The following is a 22,072-nucleotide window of genomic DNA, read 5'->3' on the forward strand; positions in this document are numbered from 1 at the left end:
CGGTGTTCAGGTGATCTCCGCTCCTGCCGCAGTACCGGGGGAGGGGCGGTCCTGACGACGCCGGTGCTCGACCGGCGCGGCCTCCTCGACGAACCGAGGAGTCCTCGTGCACGACGCCCCCGCCGTCGCCGTGGTCGTCTGCGCGTACACCCCGCAGCGCACCGCGTCCGTGCTGGCCGCCGTCGCAGAGGCCCGCCGCCAGTGCGACGGTCCCCTCGACGAGGTGGTCCTCGTGGTCGACCACGCCCCCCAGCTGGCCGCGGCCCTCGCCGCCGCGGTGCCCGACGGGGTGGTCGTGGTGGAGAGCACCGGCCCCCGCGGGCTGTCCGGGGCGCGCAACACCGGTGTCTGCGCGACGACCGCGGAGCTGCTGGTCTTCCTCGACGACGACGCGCTGCCGCGCCCGGGCTGGATCGCGGGCCTGCGCACCGCGGCCGCCGACCCCGACGTCGCCGTGGTGGCCGGGGCCGTGCACGCCGACTGGGAGGGAGGGCGAGCGCCGCGCTGGTTCCCCGCCGAGTTCGGCTGGGTGGTCGGCTGCGACTACGAGGGCCTGCCCGCGGACGGCGAGGCCGTCCGCAACCCCATCGGGGCCTGCATGGCCGTGCGGCGCACGGCGCTGGCCGCCGCCGGCGGCTTCTCCACGGAGCTGGGGCGCGTCGGCACGCTGCCCGTGGGCTGCGAGGAGACCCTCATGGGCATCCGGGTGCGGGCCGAGCTCCCCGGGGCGCGCACGCCGCGCGCCACGGCCTTCGCCGTCGACCACACCGTGCCCGCCGCGCGCCAGCGCGTGCGCTACCTGCTCTCCCGCTGCTGGCACGAGGGCCGGTCCAAGGCGCAGGTGGCCCGGGCCGCCGGAGCCGGCGCGGCGCTGAGCAGCGAGCGCGGCTACGTGGCCCGCGTCCTGCCCCGAGCCCTGGCCCGGGAGGCCCGCGCCGCCTTACGCGGCGACGCCAGCGGTCTGGCGCGCGCCGCCGTCCTGGTGGCGGGCCTCGCCGTCACGGCCTCCGGGTACCTCGCGGGCCGCGCCACCACCCACCCGGCGGTCCCCTCGGGACCCTCCGCCCCGTCCGCCGGCGCGGCGGGCGCCGCGCTGCCGCGGCCCGCCTCCCCGCCCGACGCCCGGGTGGCCCGCGACGAGCTGGTGACCGTGGTCGTCTGCACCCTCGGCCGCGACCCCCGCCTGGTCGGCACGGTGGCCGCCGTCCTCGGGCAGACCCACCCGCACCTGGAGCTGGTGCTGGTGGACAACGACCCGGCGTCCGGACGCGTCGCCGCGCTGCTCGCGCAGCCCTCGTCGTCGGCGCTCGTCGAGGACCCGCGGCTGCGCCTGCTCGCCCAGCCGGTGCGCGGCCTGTCCGCCGCCCGCAACGCCGGGCTGGCCGCCGCCCGCGGGACGCTGGTCGCCTACACCGACGACGACGCCGTGCCCGACCCCACCTGGCTGGCCGAGCTCCTCGCCGTCCTGCGCCGCGACACCACCGGCGCCGTGGCCCTGGTGACGGGCCGGGTGCTCGCCGCCGAGGTCGCCACGGTCGAGCAGGAGTGGTTCGAGCAGGCCGGTGTCTTCGACAAGGGCCTCGTGCAGACCACCTGGGCGCTGGAGGGCGTGGCCGTGCCGGGTGGGCTGGGGGAGCCCGGGCACCGCTCGGCGTTCTTCCCCTACACCTCCGGCGAGGTGGGCAGCGGCAACAACATGGTCTTCAGGACCGCCGCGCTGCGGGCCCTGGGCGGCTTCGACGAGGCGCTCGGCGCAGGCAGCCCGGCCCAGGGCGGGGAGGACCTCGACGTCTTCCGCCGCGTGCTGCTCGACGGCCGGGTGGCCGTCTACAGCCCCACCGCCGTCGTGCGCCACTTCCACCGCGACACCTACGAGGCGCTGCGCGCCCAGATGCGCGGCTACGGGGTGGGCATGTCCGCCGTGCTCACGAAGATCGTGCTCGGCGGCGGCCGACCCGCGCGCGACGTGCTGCTCTGCGTGCCGCGCGGCGTGTGGACGCTGCTGGCCCCGTCCTCCACCAAGAACGCCAAGAAGCCGGCGGAGATGCCGCTGGCCCTGGTCGGCCACGAGCTGGTCGGCTACCTCCAGGGACCGGGGCTGTACCTGCGGTCGCGACGGGTGGCGGTGCAGCGGCGCGCGGCCGTGGGGGCGGCCGCCCCCGACGCGGGCGCTGCCCCCCACCAGCGCCGGGGGCGCTCCGCGGCGCCCTCGACGGCGTGAGCGCCGCCACCGGGGCCCGCCCGGTCGCGGCCGGGTCCACCGGCGCCGCCCGCGGTGGCGCCGCAGCCGCTCCGTCGCTCCCCAGGCCGCGGGCCGGGCTCGTGAGACCGCGCCGTCCAGTCACCCGCGGACTGCTCGAGCGGTGCCTGGTGCTGGCGACCCTTGCGCTGTGCCTGGTCACGGCCCTGGTGGCCTGGTCCGGCGCCCCGTCCGCCCCGGGGTGGGCGGCCGGGCTGGTGCCGCTGCCGGTCCGCGGGACCGTCGCGGCGCTGGCCGCGCTGTGCCTGCCCGGCACACCCCTCGTGCTCCTGCTGCGCCCCCAGAGCCGGGCGCTCGGTGCGGCGCTGGCCACCAGCACCTCGCTGGCGGTGACCGTGCTCCTCGCGCTGGGCACGCTCCTCGCCGGTGCGTGGGCCCCCCTGGCCACCGAGGCCGGGGTGCTCGCCGCCTCCGCCGCCCTGGCCGTCCTCGCCGCGCTGCGGTCGCCGAGCCCGCCCCCCGGGGCGCTGCGCGCTCTGCTGGCGCGGGCGCGTCCCGCTGTGCGCGCAGCGCTCCCCGTGCCGTCGAGCACCGCCGGCAGCCGGGTCCGGCGACGGCTGGTCGGCTGGGCCGGGACGGCCGTGGCCGCCGGCCTCTTCGTCCTGCAGGCCACGACCCTCGACACCTCCGCGATCGGTGACCTCGGGCTCGTCCAGGCCGTCGGCTGGCCGCTGCTCGCGTGCTTCGCGCTGACCGGCGTCGTCGTCGCCGTCGGGCTGCTCGGGCGCCGCCCCGACCCCGCGGTGCTGCTCCCGGCGCTGCTCCTCGTGGTGGTCTCGCAGACGTCGCTGCTCAGCGCCGCCACCGGCGAGGTCTCCACCCCCACGGCCTGGGTGCACCGCGGCTTCGCGGACCTCATCAGCGCCACCGGCGTGCTCCCACCGCCGTTCGACGCGCGCATGAGCTGGGCGGGCTTCTTCGCGGCCACCTCCCACGTCGTCGCCGTGGGCGGGCTGCCCGACGCGACGGTGCTGCTCGCGCCGGCCCCCGTCGTCCTGGACGTCCTCGTGCTGGCGCCCCTGTTCGTCATCGCCCGCGCCGTGACGGGTCGCGCCGCCAGCGCCTGGCTGGCGCTGTTCCTCGTGGTGCTCACCGACTGGTACCAGCAGGACTACTTCGCCCCCCAGGCGGTGGCGGTGCTCTGGCTCACCACCGCGCTCGCGGTGCTCCTGTGGTGGTGGCGGGCCGTCGCGCCCGCTCCGGCCACCGGGACCCCGGTGCAGCGCCTGCGGGCCCTCGCGGGGGCGTGGCGCACCACGCCCGCCGTGCCGGCGGGCACCCGCCGCGCCGCGGTCTGGGGCACCGAGGCCCTCCTGTGGCTGGTGCTGCTGGCCATGGTGGTCACCCACCAGCTGACGCCGCTGGTGGCCATCGGCGCGCTCGTCGTCATCACCGCGCTGGGGGCCACCCGCTTCCGCACCCTGTGGCTGGTGGCGGGCCTGGCCTTCACCGCGTGGTTCAGCTTCGGCGCCGAGGGCTACTGGTCCGGCCACCTGGCCGCCCTGCTCGGCGACGTCGGGCAGGTCTCCGCCGCCGTCGAGGGCGGCGTGGCGGCCCGCGTGGGTGACGTGCCCCTGCACCAGGTCGGGCAGGTCGTCCGCCTGGCCACCTCCGGCGCCCTGGCCCTGACGGCGGTGGCCGGCTGGTGGCTGCGCCGCGGACGCCGCGGCGCGCTGCTGGTGGGGGCGCTCGCCGCCCTGCCGTTCGGCCTGGTGGCCGTGCAGAGCTACGGCGGGGAGGTGGTCATCCGGTGCTTCCTGCTGGCCACCCCGCTGCTGGCGCCCCTGGCCGCCGAGGCGCTGGTGCGGCTGGTGGTGGCGCTGCGAGCCAGAGCCACGGCCAGAGCCCCCCGGACCGTGGGCGTCGGACGCCGCCCGCGCCGGACCCCGCTGCGCACGCCCCCGAGCCGCGCCCGCCACGCCGAGCGCCGGGGCACCACGGCCAGCTCGGGGCGCAGCGGGGCCACGCGGCGGCGCAGCCCGGTGACCACCGGCGTGCTCGTGACCGCCGTCGTGGTGTGCGGCGTCGCGGCCACCACCACCCGGGGCCTGAACGCCTCCTTCGAGCGCACCAGCACCGCTGAGCTGGCCGTGGCCGACCACCTGCTGGCCACCGTCCCCTCCGGCACCTGGGTGGCCTCGCTCGGCAACGCCCCCTACCTCATGACGGCCCGCACCCTCAGCGGTGACGTCGAGGTGGGCGTGCCCACCGACAGCACGGGAGCGTGCGACGAGGCGCCCGCGGCCTGCGTGCTCGACCAGCGGCCCGACTACCTGCTGCTCACCCCCACCCAGCAGGCCCAGGGCGTCTACGCCGACGGTCGCGCACCCGGCTGGCTCGACGCGGTCGAGCGCGAGCTGCTCGCGTCCGGGCAGTACACGGCCCAGGTGGACGACGGCGACGTCGTGCTGCTGCGCCGCTCCGACCTGCCGGGAGGCGCCTCGTGATCGGTTCTGCAGCCCTCGGTCCCGCCACCGCTCTCAGCGCAGCCGCGCTCGTCCTGGCCGCCGTGCTGGTGGTCGCGACGTCGGTGCTGCGCGAGCTGCGCGTCCCGCGCGGCGGCGCCAGCGCCCGCCCGGGGCCGGTGGCGCTGGCGCTGGGGGCCGCGGCCGCGGTGGCGGTGGCCGCGACGCTGGTGCGCCTGCTGTCGGCGGTCTCCTCGTGAGCGCCGTCCTCGAGCCCGCCGCCCCCGCGGCGGAGCTGGCGGGTCCTGCAGCTCCTGCGGGTCCAGCGGCCGCGGCCCGGGCCGACCTGTTCGGCCGGGGCGCCGTCTACGCGCTGGTCTCGGCCCTGCCCCTGGTGACCGCGGCGCTGGTCTCCCCGCTGCTGGCGCACCTGCTCGGGCCGGCGGGACTGGGCCTCATGGCCAGCGCCCTCGCCGTCCACCAGGTGCTCGTGGTCCTCTCCACCGCCGGGCTCGAGCAGTCCCTGGTGGTGCAGCGCGCCGAGGACGGCCACGACGCCGGGGCCCGGCGCCTGGTGGGCGTCGGCCTGGTGCTGTCCACGGCCACCGCCGTCCTGAGCGGGCTGACCGGGCCCCTCTGGGCGCCGGCGCTGGGCTTCGGCGGCTTCACCCCGCTGGTGCTGGCCACCGTGCTCTGGACCGCGCCCGCCGCCGCGACCGCCCTCGTGCTCGCGCTGCTCACCGCGCAGGACCGGCTCGTGGCCTTCACCGCTGCCAGCGCCACGGCCTCGGTGGGCAGCCAGGTGCTGGGGCTGGCGGCGGTGCTGCTGGTGGAGCGCAGCGCCCAGGCGTACGCGTGGGGCGTGGTGGCCGGGCAGGTGCTGGCCGTGGGGGTCGGCCTGGTGGCGGTGCGCCCGGACCTGCGCGGCGTGGCCGACCACCGCCTCGTGCGGCGGTCGGTGGCGCTGGGCCTGCCGCTGATGCTCAGCGGCCTGTCGGTCTTCGTGCTGAACGCCGGTGACCGCCTCGTGGTGCAGCGGCTGCTGGGGTCGGCCGAGGCCGGCCGGTACCAGGTGGCGTACACCGTGGGCTTCCTGTCGGTGACCCTCGCCGTCCTGCTCGGCCAGGCGTGGGCGGCGCGGATCGCCGACGTCCGCGACGAGCGCCGCCGGTGGGCGCTGATCAGCGCCAGCCGCGACCACCTCCTGCTGCTCTTCGCCCCGGTGGTGCTCGGGGTGGTGCTCGGGGCTCCGCTGGCGCTGCGCGTGCTGGCGCCACCCAGCTTCGCGCCCGAGGGGCTGCTGCTCGTGGTGGCGCTGGTGGTGCTCTCGGGGCTGCCGGTGGTGACCTCGCTGGCCACCACCCGCGCGCTCATCACGGTGCGCCGGAGCCGGCCGCTGGCGGTGGCCGCGGCGCTGGCGGCGGTGGTCAACACCGTGCTCAACGTCGTGCTGGTGCCGCACTGGGGGCTGGCGGGCGCGGCGGCGTCCACGGTGGTGGCCTTCTGGGTGCAGGCGGTGGTGCAGCGCGCGCTGCTGCCGCGCGCCGTCCGGCTGCCCGCGACCCCGGCGCGGACGTGGCTGCTCGTGGGGTCGGCCACGGCGGTGGCCCTCGCCACGGTGGCCCTCCCGCAGGACCCCGCCTGGGTCGCGGCGCGCACCGCGGCGGCGCTGGCGTGCCTGCCGTGGCTGTGGGTGGCCCTGCGCCGGGCGCAGCGCGCCCCGGAGCCCGCTGAGGACCTGGACGACGACGCGCAGTGACGTCCCATCGGGTGCGCGCCACGGCGAACGGGTGGCTCCGACGCCTGGTCCTCACGCTGAGCAACCTCCGTTCCTTACCGTGAGTGACGATCCGCGGATCACCGCGGGCCAGACCCTGGAGGCGACGTGCTGGCAGTGACGACGGGCCGCGGTGCGCTGGTGCGCCTGCTGGCAGCGGGCGCCGCCGCGCTGGCGCTGGTGGGCGGCGCGCCCGCCGGAGCCGGTGCACCGCCGGCCGCGGCCGCCCCGGCGGCGTCGTGCACGGGCGGGACGGTGGCCGTGGTCGCCCACCCCGACGACGACCTCTTCTTCCTCAACCCGGTGCTGTCCTCCGAGCTGGCCGCGGGGACCTGCACGACCATCGTCTACGCCACGTCCGGAGACGCTGGGCGCGACAGCAGCTACCCGCGCAGCCGGGAGGCGGGCGTGCGCGCCGCGTGGTCCACGGCCACCCGGTCCGCGGGCACCTGGACCACCGGCACCACGACGCTCGCCGGCACCGCTGTCGCCACCGCCAGCCTGTCCGACCGGCCCCTGACGATGGTCTACCTGCGGCTGCCCGACGGCGGCCTGGACGCCCAGGGCTCCTCGCGCTACGGCTGGTCGAGCATCCCCGCGCTCCTGCAGGGCGGCCGCACCACCATCTCCACCACCGGGACGCCCAGCGCCATCTACACCGCGGACTCCCTCGTGGCGACCGTCGCCGCCGTCATCCGCGCGCAGGCCCCGTCAGCGGTGCGCACGCAGGACTTCTCCCACGCCGGGGACGTCGACCACCCCGACCACCACGCGGTCGCGAAGGTCGCCGTGCTGGCCCGCGACGCCGCCGCCAGCCAGGCGCCCGTGGTCGGCTACTACGGCTACCCGGTCAACGACCTGCCGGCCAACGTCACCGGCGCGGCGCTCGCCGCCAAGCAGGACGCCCTGTACGCCTACGCGCCCTACGACGACCAGATGTGCGGCAGCACCTCCGCGTGCTCCGGGAAGTACGAGGCCGGCTGGCTCGCCCGCCAGCACGTCTCCGGGACCTCGCTGCCCTCGGCAGCGCCGACCCCGACGGCCAGCAGCGACGCGGCGCGCACCGCGACGGCCACCGCCTCCTCGCAGAACGCCGGCACCGGGCAGACCGCGGCGAAGGCGGTGGACGGCGTGGTGGACGGCTACCCCGGCGACCACACCGCCGAGTGGGCCACGCAGCGCGGGGGTGCGGGCAGCACCCTCACGCTGACCTGGGCGTCGCCGGTGGTGCTGTCCTCGGTGGTCCTCTTCGACAGGCCCAACGCCGACGACCGCGTCACGAGCGGCACCCTCGCCTTCTCCGACGGCACGACCGTCGCCGTGGGAGCCCTCGACGACGCCGGGGCGGCCACCCCCGTCACCTTCAGCGCCCGCTCCACCACCTCGCTCACGTTCAGGGTCGGATCCGTCAGCGCCACCACCGCCAACGCCGGTCTCGCCGAGCTGCAGGCCTGGACCCCGGCCGGCACCGGCATCCCGACGACCACGCCGACGACCACGCCGACCCCCGCCCCGGCGGTCGACCTGGCGCGCTCCGCCACCGCCACCGCGAGCTCGCAGAGCAGCGCGACCGGCCAGACGGCCGCGAAGGCCGTCGACGGGGTGCTCGGCGGCTACCCGGGCGACCACACCGCCGAGTGGGCCAGCGCGGGCGGCGGCGCCGGCGCGACCCTGTCCCTGGCGTGGTCCGCGCCGGTCACCCTCGGCCGGGTGGTGCTGCACGACAGGCCGAACACCGACGACCGCATCACGGGTGCTGTGCTGACCTTCTCCGACGGTTCCCGGGTCGCCGTGCCGGCCCTCGCCGACGACGGCAGCGCCACCACCGTGGCCTTCGCACCCCGCGCCACCACGTCGCTGCGGCTGACCACCACCTCGGTCAGCGCCACCACCCGCAACGCGGGTCTGTCCGAGCTGCTCGCCTACGCCTCCTGACCCGGGCCTGGAGGCGGCTGGCCGGCGGCCGAGGCCAGCTCGGCCTCCAGCGCGTCCCAGCGCCGTTCGGCGTCGAAGCGGCGCGCCAGCGCGGCGAGGCGGTCGCCGAGCCCGTCGTCGTCGTCGCGCCACCGCAGCAGGGAGCGCACGGCCGCGACGAGCGCGGCCGGGTCACCCGGCGGCACGAGGAGGCCCTCGGGGGCTCCCGCCAGCACCTCCGGCACCGCGCCGGTGCGCGAGGCGACCACGGGTCTGGCGGTGCTCAGCGCCTCCAGCGGCACCCTGCCGAACGACTCCGCCATGAGCGATGGGAAGAGCACGACGTCCGCCGCGTGCAGCAGCGGGACGACGTCGCGCTGGACGCCCAGCCGCGTGGCCCGGCCCGCCGCCACGGCGGCCTCGAGCACGCCCGGCAGCCCGCCGTCCGGGTGCCCCTGCGGGACGTCACCGGCCACGAGCAGGTGGGCTGACGGCTCCGCGGCCTGCAGCTCCTGCCACGCCCGGGCCACCACGCCGGCGCCCTTGCCCTCCACGAGCAGGCCGTACAGCAGCACCACGCGGGCCTCGGCCGGCAGGCCCAGCTGCTCGCGGGCCGTCCGGAGCTCCTGCGCCCCGCCCGGCGGGTAGCCGCCCGCGGGCAGCGCGTTGTGCAGCACGCCGACCCTGTCCACCGGGAGGCCGGCGTCCACCCACTGCCGGCGGGTGAACTCGGAGACCGCCAGGTGGCGACCCACGCCGGCGGCCAGCAGCCGCTGGACGGGCCGGCGGTACATGGGCGCGTGGTGCAGGTGGCACACCAGCGGTGTCCGGGTGGCCGAGCGGGCGGCGTGGGCCCAGGCGAGGTGCTCGAAGCGCTGCACCCACAGGACATCGGGTCGCAGCCGTCGCAGCAGCCGAGCGCTGGCCGCGTAGGCGGCCAGGTCCGAGGGGGTGCGTCCCGGGGACCAGGCCACGCGGTGCGGGCCGTGCAGGTGCGCGCCCGCCGCCAGCAGGTCGTCGTGGAGGTCCCCGGGCGCGGGCCGGTAGCGCGCCGGGCCGTGGACCACGTGCAGGTCGTGGCCCCGCGCGGACAGGCCGCGCACGTCCTCCAGGAGCGTGACCTCGATGCCGCCGAGGCGGCTGGGCTCCAGGACGTCGAGCACGATCCGCACACGGCGGACCCTACGCAGCCGGGGGCGAGCACGGAGCGTGATCACCACTGCTGGGTCGGTGTCCCCAGGGCGGGATACGCACGACGCCTGGTGGCCCGCGGTGATCAGCTCGTCGACGTGTCGTCACCCCGTGCGCTGACCGGGTGACAGTGCTCATCACGCATTGTGACGGCGGCGAGGTGACTGAGAGTGTTCACCCGTGGCCGACGAGGCCACCGGGAGACGCGAGGATCCCGATCCGCGGACTGGTCGCCGCGTGCGGATCGGGGGAGCGAGTGGCGAAACCGGAACCCGAGGAGCACAGCACGTCCCGGGGGAGCACCGATGACCAGCACCAGCGCCGCCACCGTCAGCGTCGTCATCCCGACCAAGAACGAGGCGCGCAACGTCGGCTGGGTGCTCGAGCGCCTGCCCGAGCAGGTCACCGAGGTGGTCCTCGTGGACGCGAACAGCGTCGACGGCACGGTCGAGGCCGCGCTCGCCGTCCGCCCCGACTGCGTGGTGGTCCGCCAGACCCGCAAGGGCAAGGGCAACGCGCTCGCGGCGGGCTTCGAGGCCGCCACCGGCGACTACATCGTCATGATCGACGCCGACGGGTCGATGGACCCGGCCGAGATCGCCGACTTCACCGCCGCGCTCGACGCCGGCGCCGACTACGCCAAGGGCTCCCGCTTCGCCCCCGGCGGCGGCAGCGACGACATCACGCGCCTGCGCCGCGCGGGCAACTGGGGCCTCAACGCGCTCACCAACGCGCTGTTCCGCTCGCGCTACAGCGACCTCTGCTACGGCTACAACGCCTTCCGCCGCGACTGCGTGGCCGCGTTCGCGCTGCCCACCGCGCACGGCACCACCGCCGCGCAGTGGGGCGACGGCTTCGAGATCGAGACGATGATCAACGTCCGCGTGGCCGTCGCCGGCAAGAAGATCACCGAGGTCGCCAGCTTCGAGGCCGAGCGCCGCTACGGCGTGAGCAACCTCAACACCTTCCGCGACGGGTTCCGGGTGCTCGGCACGATCTTCGACGAGCGCCGCCGCGCCACCCGCTCCGGCCGCACCTCCGGCAGCGCTGCCTCCAGCGCCCTGCCCGCGGCGATCCCCGCCCAGCGCGCCGAGCTGGACCTCACCGCCGCCGACCTGAGCGGCGAGCTGACCCACGCCTGAGCCGACCCGGCTCCCGCACGGGGGTCACCCGAAGGGCGCAGGGCGCCCTCCGGTCGTCCCGGCCGGCGGCCGAAGCACTGCTGTGACCTCACCGCCGGACCGCGGCGCCCCCCGGCGGCTCCGCCGCGCGCCGCGCCCCTCGCGCGCCGCGCGCCGGTGGACCGCGGTCACCGCCGGGGTGCTCGCGCTCAGCGCTGCGGGCGCCCTCGTCCACGTCACCACGAGCTGGGGCGTGCAGGCCCCCGGCAGCGCGGCGGCCGGCGGCACCGCGGCCGCGGCCTCCGCCCCCGCCGCAGGGGCGGGTCGGTCGTCGTCGGCGCAGAGCCCGGGCGGTGGTCCCGCGCCCTCCGCGCCGGCGCCGTCCGCGCCGGCGTCGCAGGCCCCTGCGGGGTCCGGGGGAGCGAGCTCGCCGTGGAGCGCCGCGGTGCAGACGTCCGCCTCGGGCGGGGTGCGGAGCAGCGCCCCGGACTCGGCGCAGGCCGCGGGCGCCGCCCTGCCCGTGGGCGACCTGGCCGGGTGGCACCAGGTGTTCACCGACGGCTTCGACACCGACGTGCCCGAGGGCTCGTTCAGCTCCAGCGCCTACGGGGACCGCTGGCACGCCTACGACGGCTTCCCCGACACCTTCGAGGTCGGGGCGTACAGCGACGACGTGCTCTCCGTCTCCGGCGGCGCGCTGCGGATGCGCTGGCGCACCGAGGGCGGCGTCCCCCTGGTCTCCGGGATCGTCCCCCTCGTCGACGGCCGCTGGGGCGGGCACGTCGGGGGCCGCTACTCGGTGCGCTTCCGCAGCGAGGCGGCCTCGCGCGGCTACCACGCCGCCTTCCTCGCCTGGCCCGACTCCAACGTCTGGGACGAGGGCGAGATCGACTTCGCCGAGGGGGCCCTGGACGGCGGCGTGCGCGCCTACCACCACTGCCCGGGCGACCCGGAGGCCCACTGCGGCAGCGCCGAGACCACCGCCCCGTGGAGCGAGTGGCACGTGGCGACGGTCGAGTGGACCCCGTCCGGCGTCACCTACTTCCTCGACGGGGTGCGGCTCATGCGCTCCTCCGACGTCCCGGTCGACCCGATGCACCTCGTCCTGCAGGGCTACGTGCGCCCCGGGTGGGACGCCACCCGCGACGCCGTGGTGCAGGTCGACTGGGTCTCCATCTGGTACCCGGACGGCACCTGAGCCCGGCGCACCCCACCGCAGCACCGCAGAGAGCACAGGACCACGCGCGCGCACCGCGCCACCCGGGAGGAGCAGGACATGGGGGACACCACGACGGCGGGCGCGACCGAGCGCCTGGGCACCAGGGACCTGCTGTGGAGCGGCACCCGGACGAGCATCGTGCTGGGGCCGCTCGACCTGCCGCCGCACGAGGACCTCGTGGCCGCGGCGGGGGCCCTGGCCGAGGCGTTCCCCGCCGCGCGCCTGGGCCAGGCGCTGGACGCCTCCCGCGGGCGCTGGGTGGCCGCGGGGCTGCCGGTCGCCCAGCTGGCACGGCGGGCGGTGCTCGTCCACGACGGGCCCGGCCCCGACGAGGTCGGCCTCTCGGCCTTCGCCCGCGCTCTGGAGGCCCACCGCACCGACGACGTGCCGGTGCGCTGGGTGGTCGCGGGGCGCCACCTGGCGCTGCTCATCTGCCACGCCGCCGGTGACGGCGGCCTCATGCTCGGCCTGCCCGCGGCGCTGCTCGAGGTGGCGCGCACCGGGCGGCCGCCGGCCTGGACGCAGCAGCCCGACCTGACGTCGCCGCTGCTGCGCGCGCTGGCGCACCACTACGGCCGCCACCCGCGCCGGGTGGCCCTGACGCTCGCCGCGGTCCGCGCCGCCGCCGCTGCCTCGTCCGCCACCTCCACCGGCGCGGGCGGCGGTGGCGAGCAGGACGACGACGCCGGCCGCGCGCTCCTGCGCCCGTCCACGACCGCCGTGCACGCCGTCATGGGCGAGGCGCAGCTGGCCGAGCTCACCGCCTGGCGCAGGGCGCAGGGGAAGGGCACCTCCGGCGTCGCCGTCCAGACGGTGCTCGTCGGCGCTGCGCTCGCCGCGGTCGGCCTGCCGCCGCAGGGACCGCCCACCGTGCTGGTCGACGCCCGCCGCTACCTGCCGCCGGGCGCCGCGGTGCACGGGAACTTCGTGGCCGGTCTCCAGCTGCCGGTCGGTGAGCGCTGGGACGCCCGGGAGATCACCACCGCGCTGCGCTCAGCCGTGGAGGCGGCCCGCCCCCTCAGCGCCATGACGCTCGGCGCGGCGCGCCAGCTGCTGCCGCGGACGCGCGCCGCCCGCACGGCCACCGGCGAGCGGGTGCCCGCCCGTCCCCGCCCGGTGCTGGCGGTGACGAGCATGCAGCACCCCGCGCTCGCCGACCTGCCGTGGGACGGGCCCGCAGCGCGGGCCACGGCCACGTCCGTGTCCACGCCCGCACCCGCCGAGGGCGTCACGGCCTCGCTCACCGAGCTGCGCGGCCACCTCAACCTCTCCCTGTCCTTCCACGGCGCCGTCTACGACACCGCTCGCATGGCGGAAGCCGTGCGGCTGGCCACGGGCGACCCGGTGGCGGTGCTCGAGCGGGCCGCGTCCCGTCGCGCGGAGGTCCTGGCATGAGCGGCGGCACGGGCGTCGGGGTGCTCGGCACGGGCAGCTACCTGCCGCCCGTCGTCGTCCCCAACGGCCCGGTGGCCGAGGCCGCCGGGGTGACCCCGGAGTGGATCGAGGCCAAGACGCTCATCCGCGAGCGCCGGCACGCGCTGCCCGGGCAGGCGACCTCCGACCTGGCGGTCGAGGCCGCTCGCCGGGCCCTGGCCGACGCCGGGGTGGCGGCGGCGGACCTCGCCGTCGTCGTGGTGTCCACCTCCACGCCGGACTCCCCGCAGCCGCCCACGGCGAGCCTGGTGCAGGCGGCGCTCGGCGCCGACGGCGCCGCAGCCTTCGACGTCAACGCGGTCTGCAGCGGCTTCGTCTACGCCCTGGAGGTGGCGCGGGCGCTGCTCGTGGCCGCCGGGGACGGGCGCCCGGCGCTCGTGGTGGGCGCCGACGTGTACTCGCGCATCCTGGACCGCTCCGACCGGCGCACCGCCGTGCTCTTCGGCGACGGTGCCGGGGCCGTGGTGCTGGGCGCTGCGCCGGCCGGCCGCGAGGTAGGCCGGGCGGTGCTGCACGGCGTCGGCAGCAGCGCGCACCTCATCGGGGTGCCCGCGGGCGGCAGCCGCCTGCCGGCGAGCGAGCAGACCCTCGCCGAGGGCCAGCACTGGTTCCGCATGGACGGGCGCGGCGTGCGGGAGTTCGTCGAGGAGCGCGTGCCGGGCCTGGTCGCCGAGGTGCTCGCCGGGGCCGGGTGGGACCCGGCGGCCGTGGACCACGTGGTGCCGCACCAGGGCAACGGCGTGATGCTCGCCGGCCTGGCGGCCTCCCTCGGCCTGCCGCGGGCGCGGATGCACACGACCGTGGAGGAGCTCGGGAACACCGGCAGCGCCTCGGTGCCGGTCACCCTCGACGCCGCCCGCCGAGCGGGGGCGCTGCTCCCGGGGGACCGGGTGCTGCTGCTCGCCTTCGGCGGCGGCATGAACCTCGCCGGCACCGCCCTGACGTGGCTCGGCTCGCCCGCTGAGCGCGCCGAGCGGGTGCCCCTGCCGAGGCGGGCGCACCGGCCCCGGCAGGAGCGACCCGTCACGCCTTCGAGGGCGGCCGCGTCATCGACATGACGTCGAGCGCGGTGTCGAGCTGGGCCTCGGTGACCTCGCCGCGCTCCACGAAGCCGAGGTCGAGCACCGCCTGGCGCACGGTGACGCCCTGGGCGACGGCGTGCTTGGCCACCTTGGCCGCCGCCTCGTAGCCGATGACCCGGTTGAGCGGGGTGACGATCGACGGCGAGGCCTCCGCGTAGTGGCGGGCCTGCTCGACGTCGGCCTCGAGCCCGTCCACCACCTTGGTGGCCAGCACGCGGGAGCCGTTGGCCAGCAGGCGGGTGCTCTCCAGCACGCCGAGCGCCATGACGGGGATCTGCACGTTGAGCTCGAAGGCGCCCGAGGCGCCCGCCCACGCGACGGTGGCGTCGTTGCCGATGACGCGGGCGCAGACCATGAGCACGGCCTCGTTGATGACCGGGTTCACCTTGCCCGGCATGATCGAGGAGCCCGGCTGCAGGTCGGGGATGCGCAGCTCGCCCAGGCCGGTGTTGGGCCCGGAGCCCATCCAGCGGATGTCGTTGTTGACCTTGGTCAGCGACACCGCGATGGTCTTCAGCTGGCCGGACAGCTCCACCAGCCCGTCGCGCGCGGACTGCGCCTCGAAGTGGTCGCGCGCCTCCGTCAGCGGCAGCCCGGTGTCCTGCGCGAGCAGCTCGATGACCCGCTGCGGGAACCCCGCGGGGGTGTTGATGCCGGTGCCGACGGCCGTGCCGCCCAGGGGCACCTCGGCCACGCGCGGGAGCACCGCGCGCAGGCGCTCGACGCCGTAGCGGACCGCGGCGGCGTACCCGCCGAACTCCTGGCCGAGCGTCACGGGCGTCGCGTCCATGAGGTGCGTGCGGCCGGACTTGACCACCTCGGCGAACTCGGAGGCCTTGGCCCCCAGCGAGGCGGCCAGCTGCTCCAGGGCCGGCACCAGGTCGTTGACGACGGCGGAGGTCGCGGCCACGTGCACCGAGGTCGGGAAGACGTCGTTGCTGGACTGGGAGGCGTTGACGTGGTCGTTGGGGTGCACCGCCTCGCCGAGGGAGCGGCTGGCGAGGGTGGCGATGACCTCGTTGGCGTTCATGTTGGAGCTGGTGCCCGAGCCGGTCTGGAAGACGTCCACGGGGAAGTGCTCGTCGTGAGCGCCGGAGGCCACCTCGTCCGCGGCGGCGGCGATCGCGTCCGCCACGGGCTGCGGCAGCACGCCCAGCTCGGCGTTGGCCAGCGCAGCAGCCTTCTTCACCCGCGCGAGGGCCTCGATGTGGCTGCGCTCCAGCGGGGTGCCGCTGATGGGGAAGTTCTCCACCGCGCGCTGCGTCTGCGCCCGCCACAGGGCGGCCGCGGGCACGCGGACCTCGCCCATGGTGTCGTGCTCGATGCGGTACTCCGCGCCGTCTCCTGCGCCCACCGTCGGGCCCTTCGCGTCAGCCATGGTCCCGATCGTCGCAGAGCCGGCACGTGCGCCGACACGGGCTCCCGGTCAGCTGCCGGTCAACGGTCTGCGGGGGCGCGCCGGCCCACCACCAGCCAGTACTCCAGCTCGCGGCCCTCCCGCTCCACGACGCGGCGCAGCACGCGCACGTCCGTGATCCCCGCCACAGCGCGCGCGGTGTCCGCCAGCGCAGCCGGGTCGTGGGAGCACCACACCGCGAGGACCCCGCCCGGGGCCAGCACCGCCGCGGCGGCCGCCAGGCCGTCGTCGTCGTACAGGCGCGCGTTGGCGGGGGCCACGAGGAAGCCGGGCCCGTTGTCGACGTCCAGCAGCACCGCGTCCAGTGACGCGGGCGGGGCCGCGCGCAGCGCGTCCGCCACGTCGCCCACCACGGTGCTGGCGCGCGGGTCCGCCAGCACCCCCGCGGTGGCGGGCACCAGGCCCTGGCGCACCCACGCGACGACGCTCGGCTCCAGCTCCGCCACCACGGCCTCGGCCACCCGCGGGTCGGCGAGCACCTGCGCGAGGGTGAACCCCAGCCCGAGGCCGCCCACCAGCACCCGCCACCCGCCGGGGGCGGCGCGGCCGTCGGCGCCCAGGAGCTCGAGCGCAGCGCTGGCCAGGAGGCGCTCGGTGGACGCGTCGCCGTCGTCCATGACGAGCACCCCGCCCACCACCAGCTCCACGAGGTCGGACCCCGACGCGGGGTCCGGGCGGCGGCGGAGCACCACCTCGCCGGTGGCGCCGGTGGCGCGGCCGAGCTCGGTCCAGGTGTCCACGGCGCGCTCAGGCGGAGACGGCGTCAGCGCCCTCGAGCAGCGTCACGCGGCCGGTGGCCAGCTCGTAGGCGGCGCCCACCACCGCGGCGCGGCCCTCGGAGACGGCGCGCGCGAGCACCGTCGACCGCTCGGCCAGCAGGTTGGCCGTCGCCCTGACGTGCGAGGAGCCGACGATGGCGGCCTCGGCCGCCGGGTCGTCGTCGCGGCCGCGGCCCTGGCGGGCCACGAGGATGCTCGGCGCGACGCGCTCCACGATGTCGCGGACGTACCCGCCCGGCACCGACCCGCCGTCGAGGGCGTCCAGCGCCGCGGCCACCGCACCGCACCGCTCGTGGCCGAGGACGACGACGAGCGGCACGCCGAGCACCTCCACGCCGTACTCCACCGAGCCCAGCACGGCGGCGTCCACGACGTGGCCGGCGGTGCGGACCACGAAGAGGTCGCCCAGGTCGGCGTCGAAGACGAACTCCGCGGGGACCCGGGAGTCCGAGCACCCCACCACCAGCGCGAACGGGCGCTGCTCGGTGACCAGCTCCGCGCGGCGCGAGGCGCTGCCCGCGCCGGAGCTGCGCTCCACCGCGAAGCGCTCGTTGCCCTCGGCGAGGGCCGCCCACGCCTGCGCGGGGGTCGAGGGCCGCCCCGCGGAGGGCGGCGGGCTGTCAGGGCGCACGGAGGGGGGCAGCACGGGCACGGCCGCATGATGCACCAGGAACGCGCAGGGGCGCCCGCTGCCGTCGACGGACGCCCCTGGTGCGCCGGCTCAGACGCCGAGCAGCTCCCGGCGCCACGGCGGGTCCGCGCCCGGGCGCGAGACGGTGATGGCGCCCACGCGCGCGGCGTGGGCCAGCAGCGTCTGGACGTCGTCGTTGCTGATGTCGCGCAGCGCGTCGCGGCGGTCGGCGCCCAGCAGGTCGTGCTCGGCCAGCCCGTCGACCAGGGCCGCCATGACGGAGTCGCCCGCACCCACCGTGTCCGCCACCTGCACCTTCGGAGCGCGGACCTCCGCGCGGCCGCTGCGGGCCAGGGCCACGAGGCCCTTCTCGCCCCGGGTCAGGACGGCGAGGGACGCACCCCGCTCCAGCCAGGCCGCCAGCAGCGCCTCGTGGTCGCCGTCGGGCTGGAGCCAGTCGGCGTCCTCGTCGGACAGCTTCACCACGTCGCAGTGCTCCACGAGGGCGTCGATGCGCCTCCGCACCAGCGACGGGTCGCCCATGAGGTCGGGGCGGAGGTTGGGGTCGAAGGTGGTGGTGGCGGTGGCGCGGTAGCGCTGCACGAGCCGGCTCACCGCCCCGGCGCCCGGTTCGAACCACGACCCGATCGAGCCCGTGTGCACCGCCAGCACGCTCTCGGGGAGGGCGGCGTCCAGCGCCGGGCCCTCCGGGAGCTCCCACGTGAGGTCGAACACGTACGTGGCCGAGCCGTCCGCGCCCAGGGTCGCCTGCGCGGTGGAGGTGGCACCGGGCCGCACGGTGCCCTCGACCACCTCGACGCCGGAGGCGCGCAGGTGCGCCAGGACGCCCTCGCCGCGCTCGTCGTCACCGAGGTGCGCCAGCAGCTGCGTGGGCCGGCCGAGCCTGGCCAGGCCGATGGCCACGTTCATCGGGCTGCCGCCCGGGTACTCCCGGACGCCGCCGTCCGAGGCGTGGACGACGTCGACCAGCGCCTCGCCGATCACGAGCACCGAGCTCACGGGGTGACCTCCTCCTCCGGCGCCCACACCCGCGAGCGCTGGGAGCGGACTGTAGCGGGCGAGCGCGAGGGCCCCCGCCCGCCGAGTGCGAGCATGGAGGGGTGAGCGAGCCCGCGGCAGCACCCAGCCCCGCGCCGTCGTCGCCGTCGTCGCCGCCCGCCGCGCCGGTGCCGTCGGGCAAGCGCCCCCGCGGGTTCGAGACCCCCGGCGACATGCTGCGCACGATGCTGTTCGTGCTGGCGCTCGTCCTCGTGGTCTTCTTCCTCACCGCCAGGCCCCAGGGCGACCAGCGGCCCCCCGCCGACGTCGCCGCCACCTCCGCCTCGGCCACCGCCGCCGGCGTGCCGGTGGGGGTGCCCGTGCTGCCCGAGGGCTGGAAGGCGTCCAACAGCCGCTTCGGGCCGGACGCCGCCGAGGGACTGCCCACCTTCCACGTCGGCTACCTCGACCCCGCCGGTGCGTACGGCGGCATCACCGCCACCGCCGCCGCCACCCCCGGGTGGGTGGAGGGCGTGGCCGGCGAGGACGCCACCGCCGACGGGACCCGGGAGCTCGCCGGGCGCACGTGGGAGGTCTGGACCAGGGCCGACCCCCGCAGCACCACGCTCGTCAGCGACCCCTCGAGCAGCGGCGGCGGCCCCGCCCTGGCGGTCACCAGCCGCGGCGACGACGCGGACCTGCAGACGCTGGCGCAGGCCGCCGTGGCCGCCGTCAGCAGCGCCACCGGTGCGAGCAGCCCCGCCAGCAGCCCCGCGACCGCCCAGGGCTGACCCTCAGCCCTGGACGCGCGCCGCCTCCAGGCGCTCGCGGGCTCCGTCCAGCCACTGCTGGCAGCGCGTGGCCAGCGCCTCGCCGCGCTCCCACAGGCGCAGCGACTCCTCCAGGCTCGCGCCCCCGGTCTCCAGGCGGCGCACCACCTCGACCAGCTGGTCGCGGGCCTGCTCGTAGCCGAGCTGCGCGACATCCTCGGGCAGTGCCGGTGCGTCAGCCATCGCCGTCCTCTCCGAAGCCCTCGTCGTCGTCCTCTGGATCGTCTTCCGAGTCGACCACCTCGACGACGATCGACCCGCGCGCCAACCGCGCCCGCAGCCACTCCCCGGTCGGGGCGTCCTCGGGGGAGCGGACCACCTGGCCCTCGTCGGTCTGCAGCACCGCGTAGCCGCGCTCCAGCACCGCGGCCGGGCTCAGCGCCCGCACGCTCGCCGTCAGGCCCGCCAGGACCCCCGCCTGCTCGCGCAGCCGGCCCTCGAGCGCCCGGCGACCGCGCTCGCGGGCCTCGGCGACCGTGCGGGTGGGCTCGGCGAGCAGGGCGCGCGGGTCGGCCAGCACCGGGCGGGAGCGCAGCTGCGCCAGCGCGGTGCTCTCGGAGTCGACCAGGCGCAGCACCGTGCGCCGCAGCCGCGAGCGGGCGGCCTCCAGCCCCGACAGCTCCTCGGCCACCGCCGGCACCACGCGGCGGCCGGCGTCGGTGGGGGTGGAGGCGCGCACGTCCGCCACGAGGTCCAGCAGGACGTTGTCGACCTCGTGGCCGATCGCGCTCACCACGGGCGTCGTGCACGCGGCGACCGCGCGGCAGAGGGCCTCGTTGCTGAAGGGCAGCAGGTCCTCCAGGGACCCGCCGCCGCGGGCCACCACGATGACGTCGACGTCGGGGTGGCCGTCCAGCTCGGCCACGGCGGCGCTGACCTCGGAGACCGCTCCGGTGCCCTGCACGGCGACCTGCCGGACCTCGAAGCGGACGCCCGGCCAGCGGTCGCTGGCGGTGCGCACGACGTCGCGCTCGGCGGCGCTGGCGCGCCCGCACACCAGGCCCACGCAGCGCGGCAGGAAGGGCAGCGGCTTCTTGCGGTGCTCGTCGAGCAGGCCCTCGGAGGCGAGGACGCGCTTGAGGTGCTCGATGCGGGCCAGCAGCTCGCCGACGCCCACGGGGCGGATGTCGGTGGCCTGCAGCTGCAGCACGCCGCGCTTGGTCCAGAACTCGGGGCTGGCCCGCACCACCACGCGGGCGCCCTCGGCCAGCCCGCCGGGCAGCGCGTCGAGCAGGCGCACGTGCGCGCTGACGGGCAGCGACATGTCGACGTCGGTGTCGCGCAGCGTCAGGTACGCCGTCGTCGTGCCGGGCCGCCGGGTGGCCTGGACCACCTGCCCCTCGACCCAGACCTGCGGCATCTTCGCGACGTAGTCGCTGATCTTCATGGTCAGCAGCCGCACCGGCCAGGGGTGCTCGGCGCTGGTCTGCGCGGCGGTCGGCGGGAGCGACTGGGCCGGGGCCGGCTGCTGGGCCGACGGGGACTGGCCGGACCCCCGCTCGGCCGTCTGCGCTCCGGCTTCCACCACGCTGCGACCTTACGATGGAGGGGTGACAGCGCTGGAGACGAACGCCGCCCCTGTGGACGGCGCGCAGACCGCCGACGCCGCTGACCTGCGGCCCCGCCGCAAGCAGGTGCTGCTCGCGGCGCCGCGCGGCTACTGCGCCGGAGTCGACAGGGCCGTCGAGACGGTGGAGAAGGCCCTGGAGCACTACGGGGCCCCCGTCTACGTGCGCAAGGAGATCGTCCACAACAAGCACGTCGTCGAGGTGCTCAGCCGCCGGGGCGCCGTCTTCGTGGACGAGACCGACCAGGTGCCCGAGGGCGCCCGCGTCGTCTTCTCCGCCCACGGCGTCTCCCCGGCGGTGCGCGAGGCCGCGGCCGCCCGCTCGCTGCACACCCTCGACGCCACCTGCCCGCTGGTCACCAAGGTGCACCGCGAGGCCGTGCGCTTCGCCCGTGACGGGTACTCGATCCTCCTCGTCGGCCACGAGGGCCACGAGGAGGTCGAGGGGACCGCGGGAGAGGCCCCCGACCACGTGACGCTGGTCGACGGACCGGACTCGGTCGACGCTGTCGAGGTGCCCGACCCGTCCAAGGTGGTCTGGCTCTCCCAGACCACGCTCAGCGTGGACGAGACGATGGAGACCGTCGCGCGGCTGCGCGAGAAGTTCCCGCAGCTGGCCGACCCGCCCTCGGACGACATCTGCTACGCCACCCAGAACCGCCAGGTGGCGGTGAAGAAGGTCGCCGCGCGCGCCGAGCTGGTCATCGTCGTCGGCTCGGCCAACTCCTCCAACTCCGTGCGCCTCGTCGAGGTGGCGCTGCAGAACGGCGCCACGTCGTCCTACCGGGTCGACTCCGCCACCGAGCTGCGCGACGAGTGGTTCGACGGCGTCGACGTGGTGGGCGTGACCTCGGGTGCGTCGGTCCCGGAGGTCCTGGTCGACGACGTGCTGCGCTCCCTGGCCGAGCGCGGCTACGGAGAGCCGGAGGAGGTCCGCACGGCCACCGAGGACCTCGTGTTCTCGCTGCCGCGCGAGCTGCGCACCAACCTCGGCCTGACGCCCAAGGGCGGCTCCGGGCGCGGGGGCGCGGCGGCGTCGTCCTGCTCGACCAGCTGACCGCCGTGCCTGCTGGTGGCGGCCCGCTGGGCGGCGACTGGGTCTCGGGGGAGCGGGTCTTCGGACCGCCGGCCGGCACCTTCGACGCCGACTGGCTGGTGCCCGTGGTCCGCGAGGCCGTCCCGGACGCCTCCCACGAGCGGGCCCGCGAGGCCGTGGCGCGGGTCTGGGCGGTGCTGCGCGAGGAGGCCGCGCACCGCGGCTGCGCTCCGGCCGAGGTGCCGGAGGACGTGGTCGGCTCGCGCCTGGGCTCCTCCGACCAGCCGGCCGACCGCGTCGACGAGGCGGCCCTGACCGCCGTCCGCGCCGCCGTGCGCGCCTACGGCGCCCGCTGACCCCGCCCCCGCTGTCCCCGCGCCACCCCCCATCTCGCACTCGCGCACCCCAGT

19 protein-coding genes are annotated in these 22,072 nt (G+C 77.2%); 12 read left to right on the top strand and 7 right to left on the bottom strand.

Annotation, left to right across the window (positions count from 1 at the left end; all coding sequences use genetic code 11):
- Positions 1–106: 106 nt before the first annotated feature.
- The 5 genes from FHN55_RS10515 (at position 107) to FHN55_RS10525 (ending at position 8,377) form a co-directional block, all read left to right on the top strand.
- Positions 107–2,221, top strand: a complete 2,115-nt coding sequence (locus FHN55_RS10515; RefSeq protein WP_139712266.1) for a glycosyltransferase — start codon at positions 107–109, stop codon at positions 2,219–2,221.
- A gap of 149 nt (positions 2,222–2,370) precedes the next feature.
- The gene (locus FHN55_RS22650) at positions 2,371–4,707 is read left to right on the top strand and encodes a hypothetical protein (protein WP_180357760.1); all 2,337 of its coding nucleotides are present in this window, start codon (positions 2,371–2,373) and stop codon (positions 4,705–4,707) included.
- Entirely contained in the window at positions 4,704–4,925 is a 222-nt protein-coding gene (locus FHN55_RS22655) for a hypothetical protein (RefSeq protein ID WP_180357761.1), read from the top strand. Before FHN55_RS22650 ends, FHN55_RS22655 begins: the two co-directional genes overlap by 4 nt.
- A complete protein-coding gene (locus FHN55_RS10520; protein ID WP_180357762.1) occupies positions 4,922–6,424 on the top strand; it encodes a lipopolysaccharide biosynthesis protein in 1,503 nt (500 codons plus the stop codon). The genes FHN55_RS22655 and FHN55_RS10520 overlap by 4 nt, the downstream gene beginning before the upstream one ends.
- 126 nt (positions 6,425–6,550) lie before the next feature.
- Positions 6,551–8,377, top strand: a complete 1,827-nt coding sequence (locus FHN55_RS10525; RefSeq protein ID WP_139712268.1) for a PIG-L family deacetylase — start codon at positions 6,551–6,553, stop codon at positions 8,375–8,377.
- Here FHN55_RS10525 and FHN55_RS10530 read toward each other — a convergent pair.
- On the bottom strand, positions 8,365–9,528 hold the full coding sequence (locus FHN55_RS10530) for a glycosyltransferase family 4 protein (protein WP_139712269.1): 1,164 nt from the start codon (positions 9,526–9,528) through the stop codon (positions 8,365–8,367). The genes FHN55_RS10525 and FHN55_RS10530 overlap by 13 nt on opposite strands.
- A gap of 324 nt (positions 9,529–9,852) precedes the next feature.
- On the opposite strand from FHN55_RS10530, the gene FHN55_RS10535 reads away from it, so the two are divergent.
- From FHN55_RS10535 to FHN55_RS10550, 4 genes are all read left to right on the top strand, one after another.
- Positions 9,853–10,689 carry a glycosyltransferase family 2 protein gene (locus FHN55_RS10535; protein ID WP_139712270.1) on the top strand — a complete coding sequence of 279 codons (837 nt, stop codon included), beginning with the start codon at positions 9,853–9,855 and terminating at the stop codon, positions 10,687–10,689.
- 82 nt (positions 10,690–10,771) lie between these two features.
- The gene (locus FHN55_RS10540) at positions 10,772–11,866 is read left to right on the top strand and encodes a family 16 glycosylhydrolase (RefSeq protein WP_139712271.1); all 1,095 of its coding nucleotides are present in this window, start codon (positions 10,772–10,774) and stop codon (positions 11,864–11,866) included.
- A gap of 78 nt (positions 11,867–11,944) precedes the next feature.
- The gene (locus FHN55_RS10545; protein WP_139712272.1) at positions 11,945–13,282 is read left to right on the top strand and encodes a hypothetical protein; all 1,338 of its coding nucleotides are present in this window, start codon (positions 11,945–11,947) and stop codon (positions 13,280–13,282) included.
- On the top strand, positions 13,279–14,379 hold the full coding sequence (locus tag FHN55_RS10550) for a 3-oxoacyl-ACP synthase III family protein (RefSeq protein WP_139712273.1): 1,101 nt from the start codon (positions 13,279–13,281) through the stop codon (positions 14,377–14,379). Before FHN55_RS10545 ends, FHN55_RS10550 begins: the two co-directional genes overlap by 4 nt.
- Here FHN55_RS10550 and FHN55_RS10555 read toward each other — a convergent pair.
- The 4 genes from FHN55_RS10555 to FHN55_RS10570 all read right to left on the bottom strand — a co-directional run bounded on the left by FHN55_RS10555 (position 14,345) and on the right by FHN55_RS10570 (position 18,250).
- Positions 14,345–15,781: a class II fumarate hydratase gene (locus FHN55_RS10555; RefSeq protein WP_139712274.1), complete on the bottom strand. Its 1,437-nt coding sequence runs from the start codon at positions 15,779–15,781 to the stop codon at positions 14,345–14,347. The genes FHN55_RS10550 and FHN55_RS10555 overlap by 35 nt on opposite strands.
- Before the next feature lie 59 nt (positions 15,782–15,840).
- Positions 15,841–16,560, bottom strand: coding sequence for a hypothetical protein (locus FHN55_RS10560; protein WP_139712275.1), 720 nt, complete (start codon positions 16,558–16,560; stop codon positions 15,841–15,843).
- Positions 16,561–16,567: 7 nt separating this feature from the next.
- Positions 16,568–17,245 (bottom strand): carbonic anhydrase, encoded by a 678-nt coding sequence (locus FHN55_RS10565; RefSeq protein WP_306821800.1) that lies wholly within the window; start codon positions 17,243–17,245, stop codon positions 16,568–16,570.
- Between the two features lie 75 nt (positions 17,246–17,320).
- On the bottom strand, positions 17,321–18,250 hold the full coding sequence (locus tag FHN55_RS10570) for a carbohydrate kinase (RefSeq protein WP_218974544.1): 930 nt from the start codon (positions 18,248–18,250) through the stop codon (positions 17,321–17,323).
- Between the two features lie 101 nt (positions 18,251–18,351).
- On the opposite strand from FHN55_RS10570, the gene FHN55_RS10575 reads away from it, so the two are divergent.
- Positions 18,352–19,020, top strand: coding sequence for a DUF4245 family protein (locus tag FHN55_RS10575; protein ID WP_139712276.1), 669 nt, complete (start codon positions 18,352–18,354; stop codon positions 19,018–19,020).
- 3 nt (positions 19,021–19,023) lie between these two features.
- Here the strand turns inward: FHN55_RS10575 and FHN55_RS10580 are convergent, their stop codons facing one another.
- Positions 19,024–19,242, bottom strand: a complete 219-nt coding sequence (locus FHN55_RS10580) for an exodeoxyribonuclease VII small subunit (protein WP_139712277.1) — start codon at positions 19,240–19,242, stop codon at positions 19,024–19,026.
- The gene (xseA, locus tag FHN55_RS10585) at positions 19,235–20,461 is read right to left on the bottom strand and encodes an exodeoxyribonuclease VII large subunit (RefSeq protein WP_257570863.1); all 1,227 of its coding nucleotides are present in this window, start codon (positions 20,459–20,461) and stop codon (positions 19,235–19,237) included. The genes FHN55_RS10580 and xseA overlap by 8 nt, the downstream gene beginning before the upstream one ends.
- A gap of 178 nt (positions 20,462–20,639) precedes the next feature.
- On the opposite strand from xseA, the gene FHN55_RS10590 reads away from it, so the two are divergent.
- Entirely contained in the window at positions 20,640–21,683 is a 1,044-nt protein-coding gene (locus FHN55_RS10590; RefSeq protein ID WP_139712292.1) for a 4-hydroxy-3-methylbut-2-enyl diphosphate reductase, read from the top strand.
- 5 nt (positions 21,684–21,688) lie between these two features.
- Positions 21,689–22,018, top strand: a complete 330-nt coding sequence (locus tag FHN55_RS10595; protein ID WP_139712278.1) for a hypothetical protein — start codon at positions 21,689–21,691, stop codon at positions 22,016–22,018.
- Positions 22,019–22,072 lie beyond the last annotated feature (54 nt).

It is taken from the genome of Streptomyces sp. NP160, assembly GCF_006335115.1.
Lineage (GTDB): Bacteria > Actinomycetota > Actinomycetes > Actinomycetales > Quadrisphaeraceae > Quadrisphaera.

Coding starts and splice junctions, on each gene's coding strand:
- FHN55_RS10535 (WP_139712270.1), top strand. CDS start 9,853: ATGACCAGCACCAGCGCCGCCACCGTCAGCGTCGTCATCCCGACCAAG.
- FHN55_RS10545 (WP_139712272.1), top strand. CDS start 11,945: ATGGGGGACACCACGACGGCGGGCGCGACCGAGCGCCTGGGCACCAGG.
- FHN55_RS10580 (WP_139712277.1), bottom strand. CDS start 19,242: ATGGCTGACGCACCGGCACTGCCCGAGGATGTCGCGCAGCTCGGCTAC.
- FHN55_RS10555 (WP_139712274.1), bottom strand. CDS start 15,781: ATGGCTGACGCGAAGGGCCCGACGGTGGGCGCAGGAGACGGCGCGGAG.
- FHN55_RS10550 (WP_139712273.1), top strand. CDS start 13,279: ATGAGCGGCGGCACGGGCGTCGGGGTGCTCGGCACGGGCAGCTACCTG.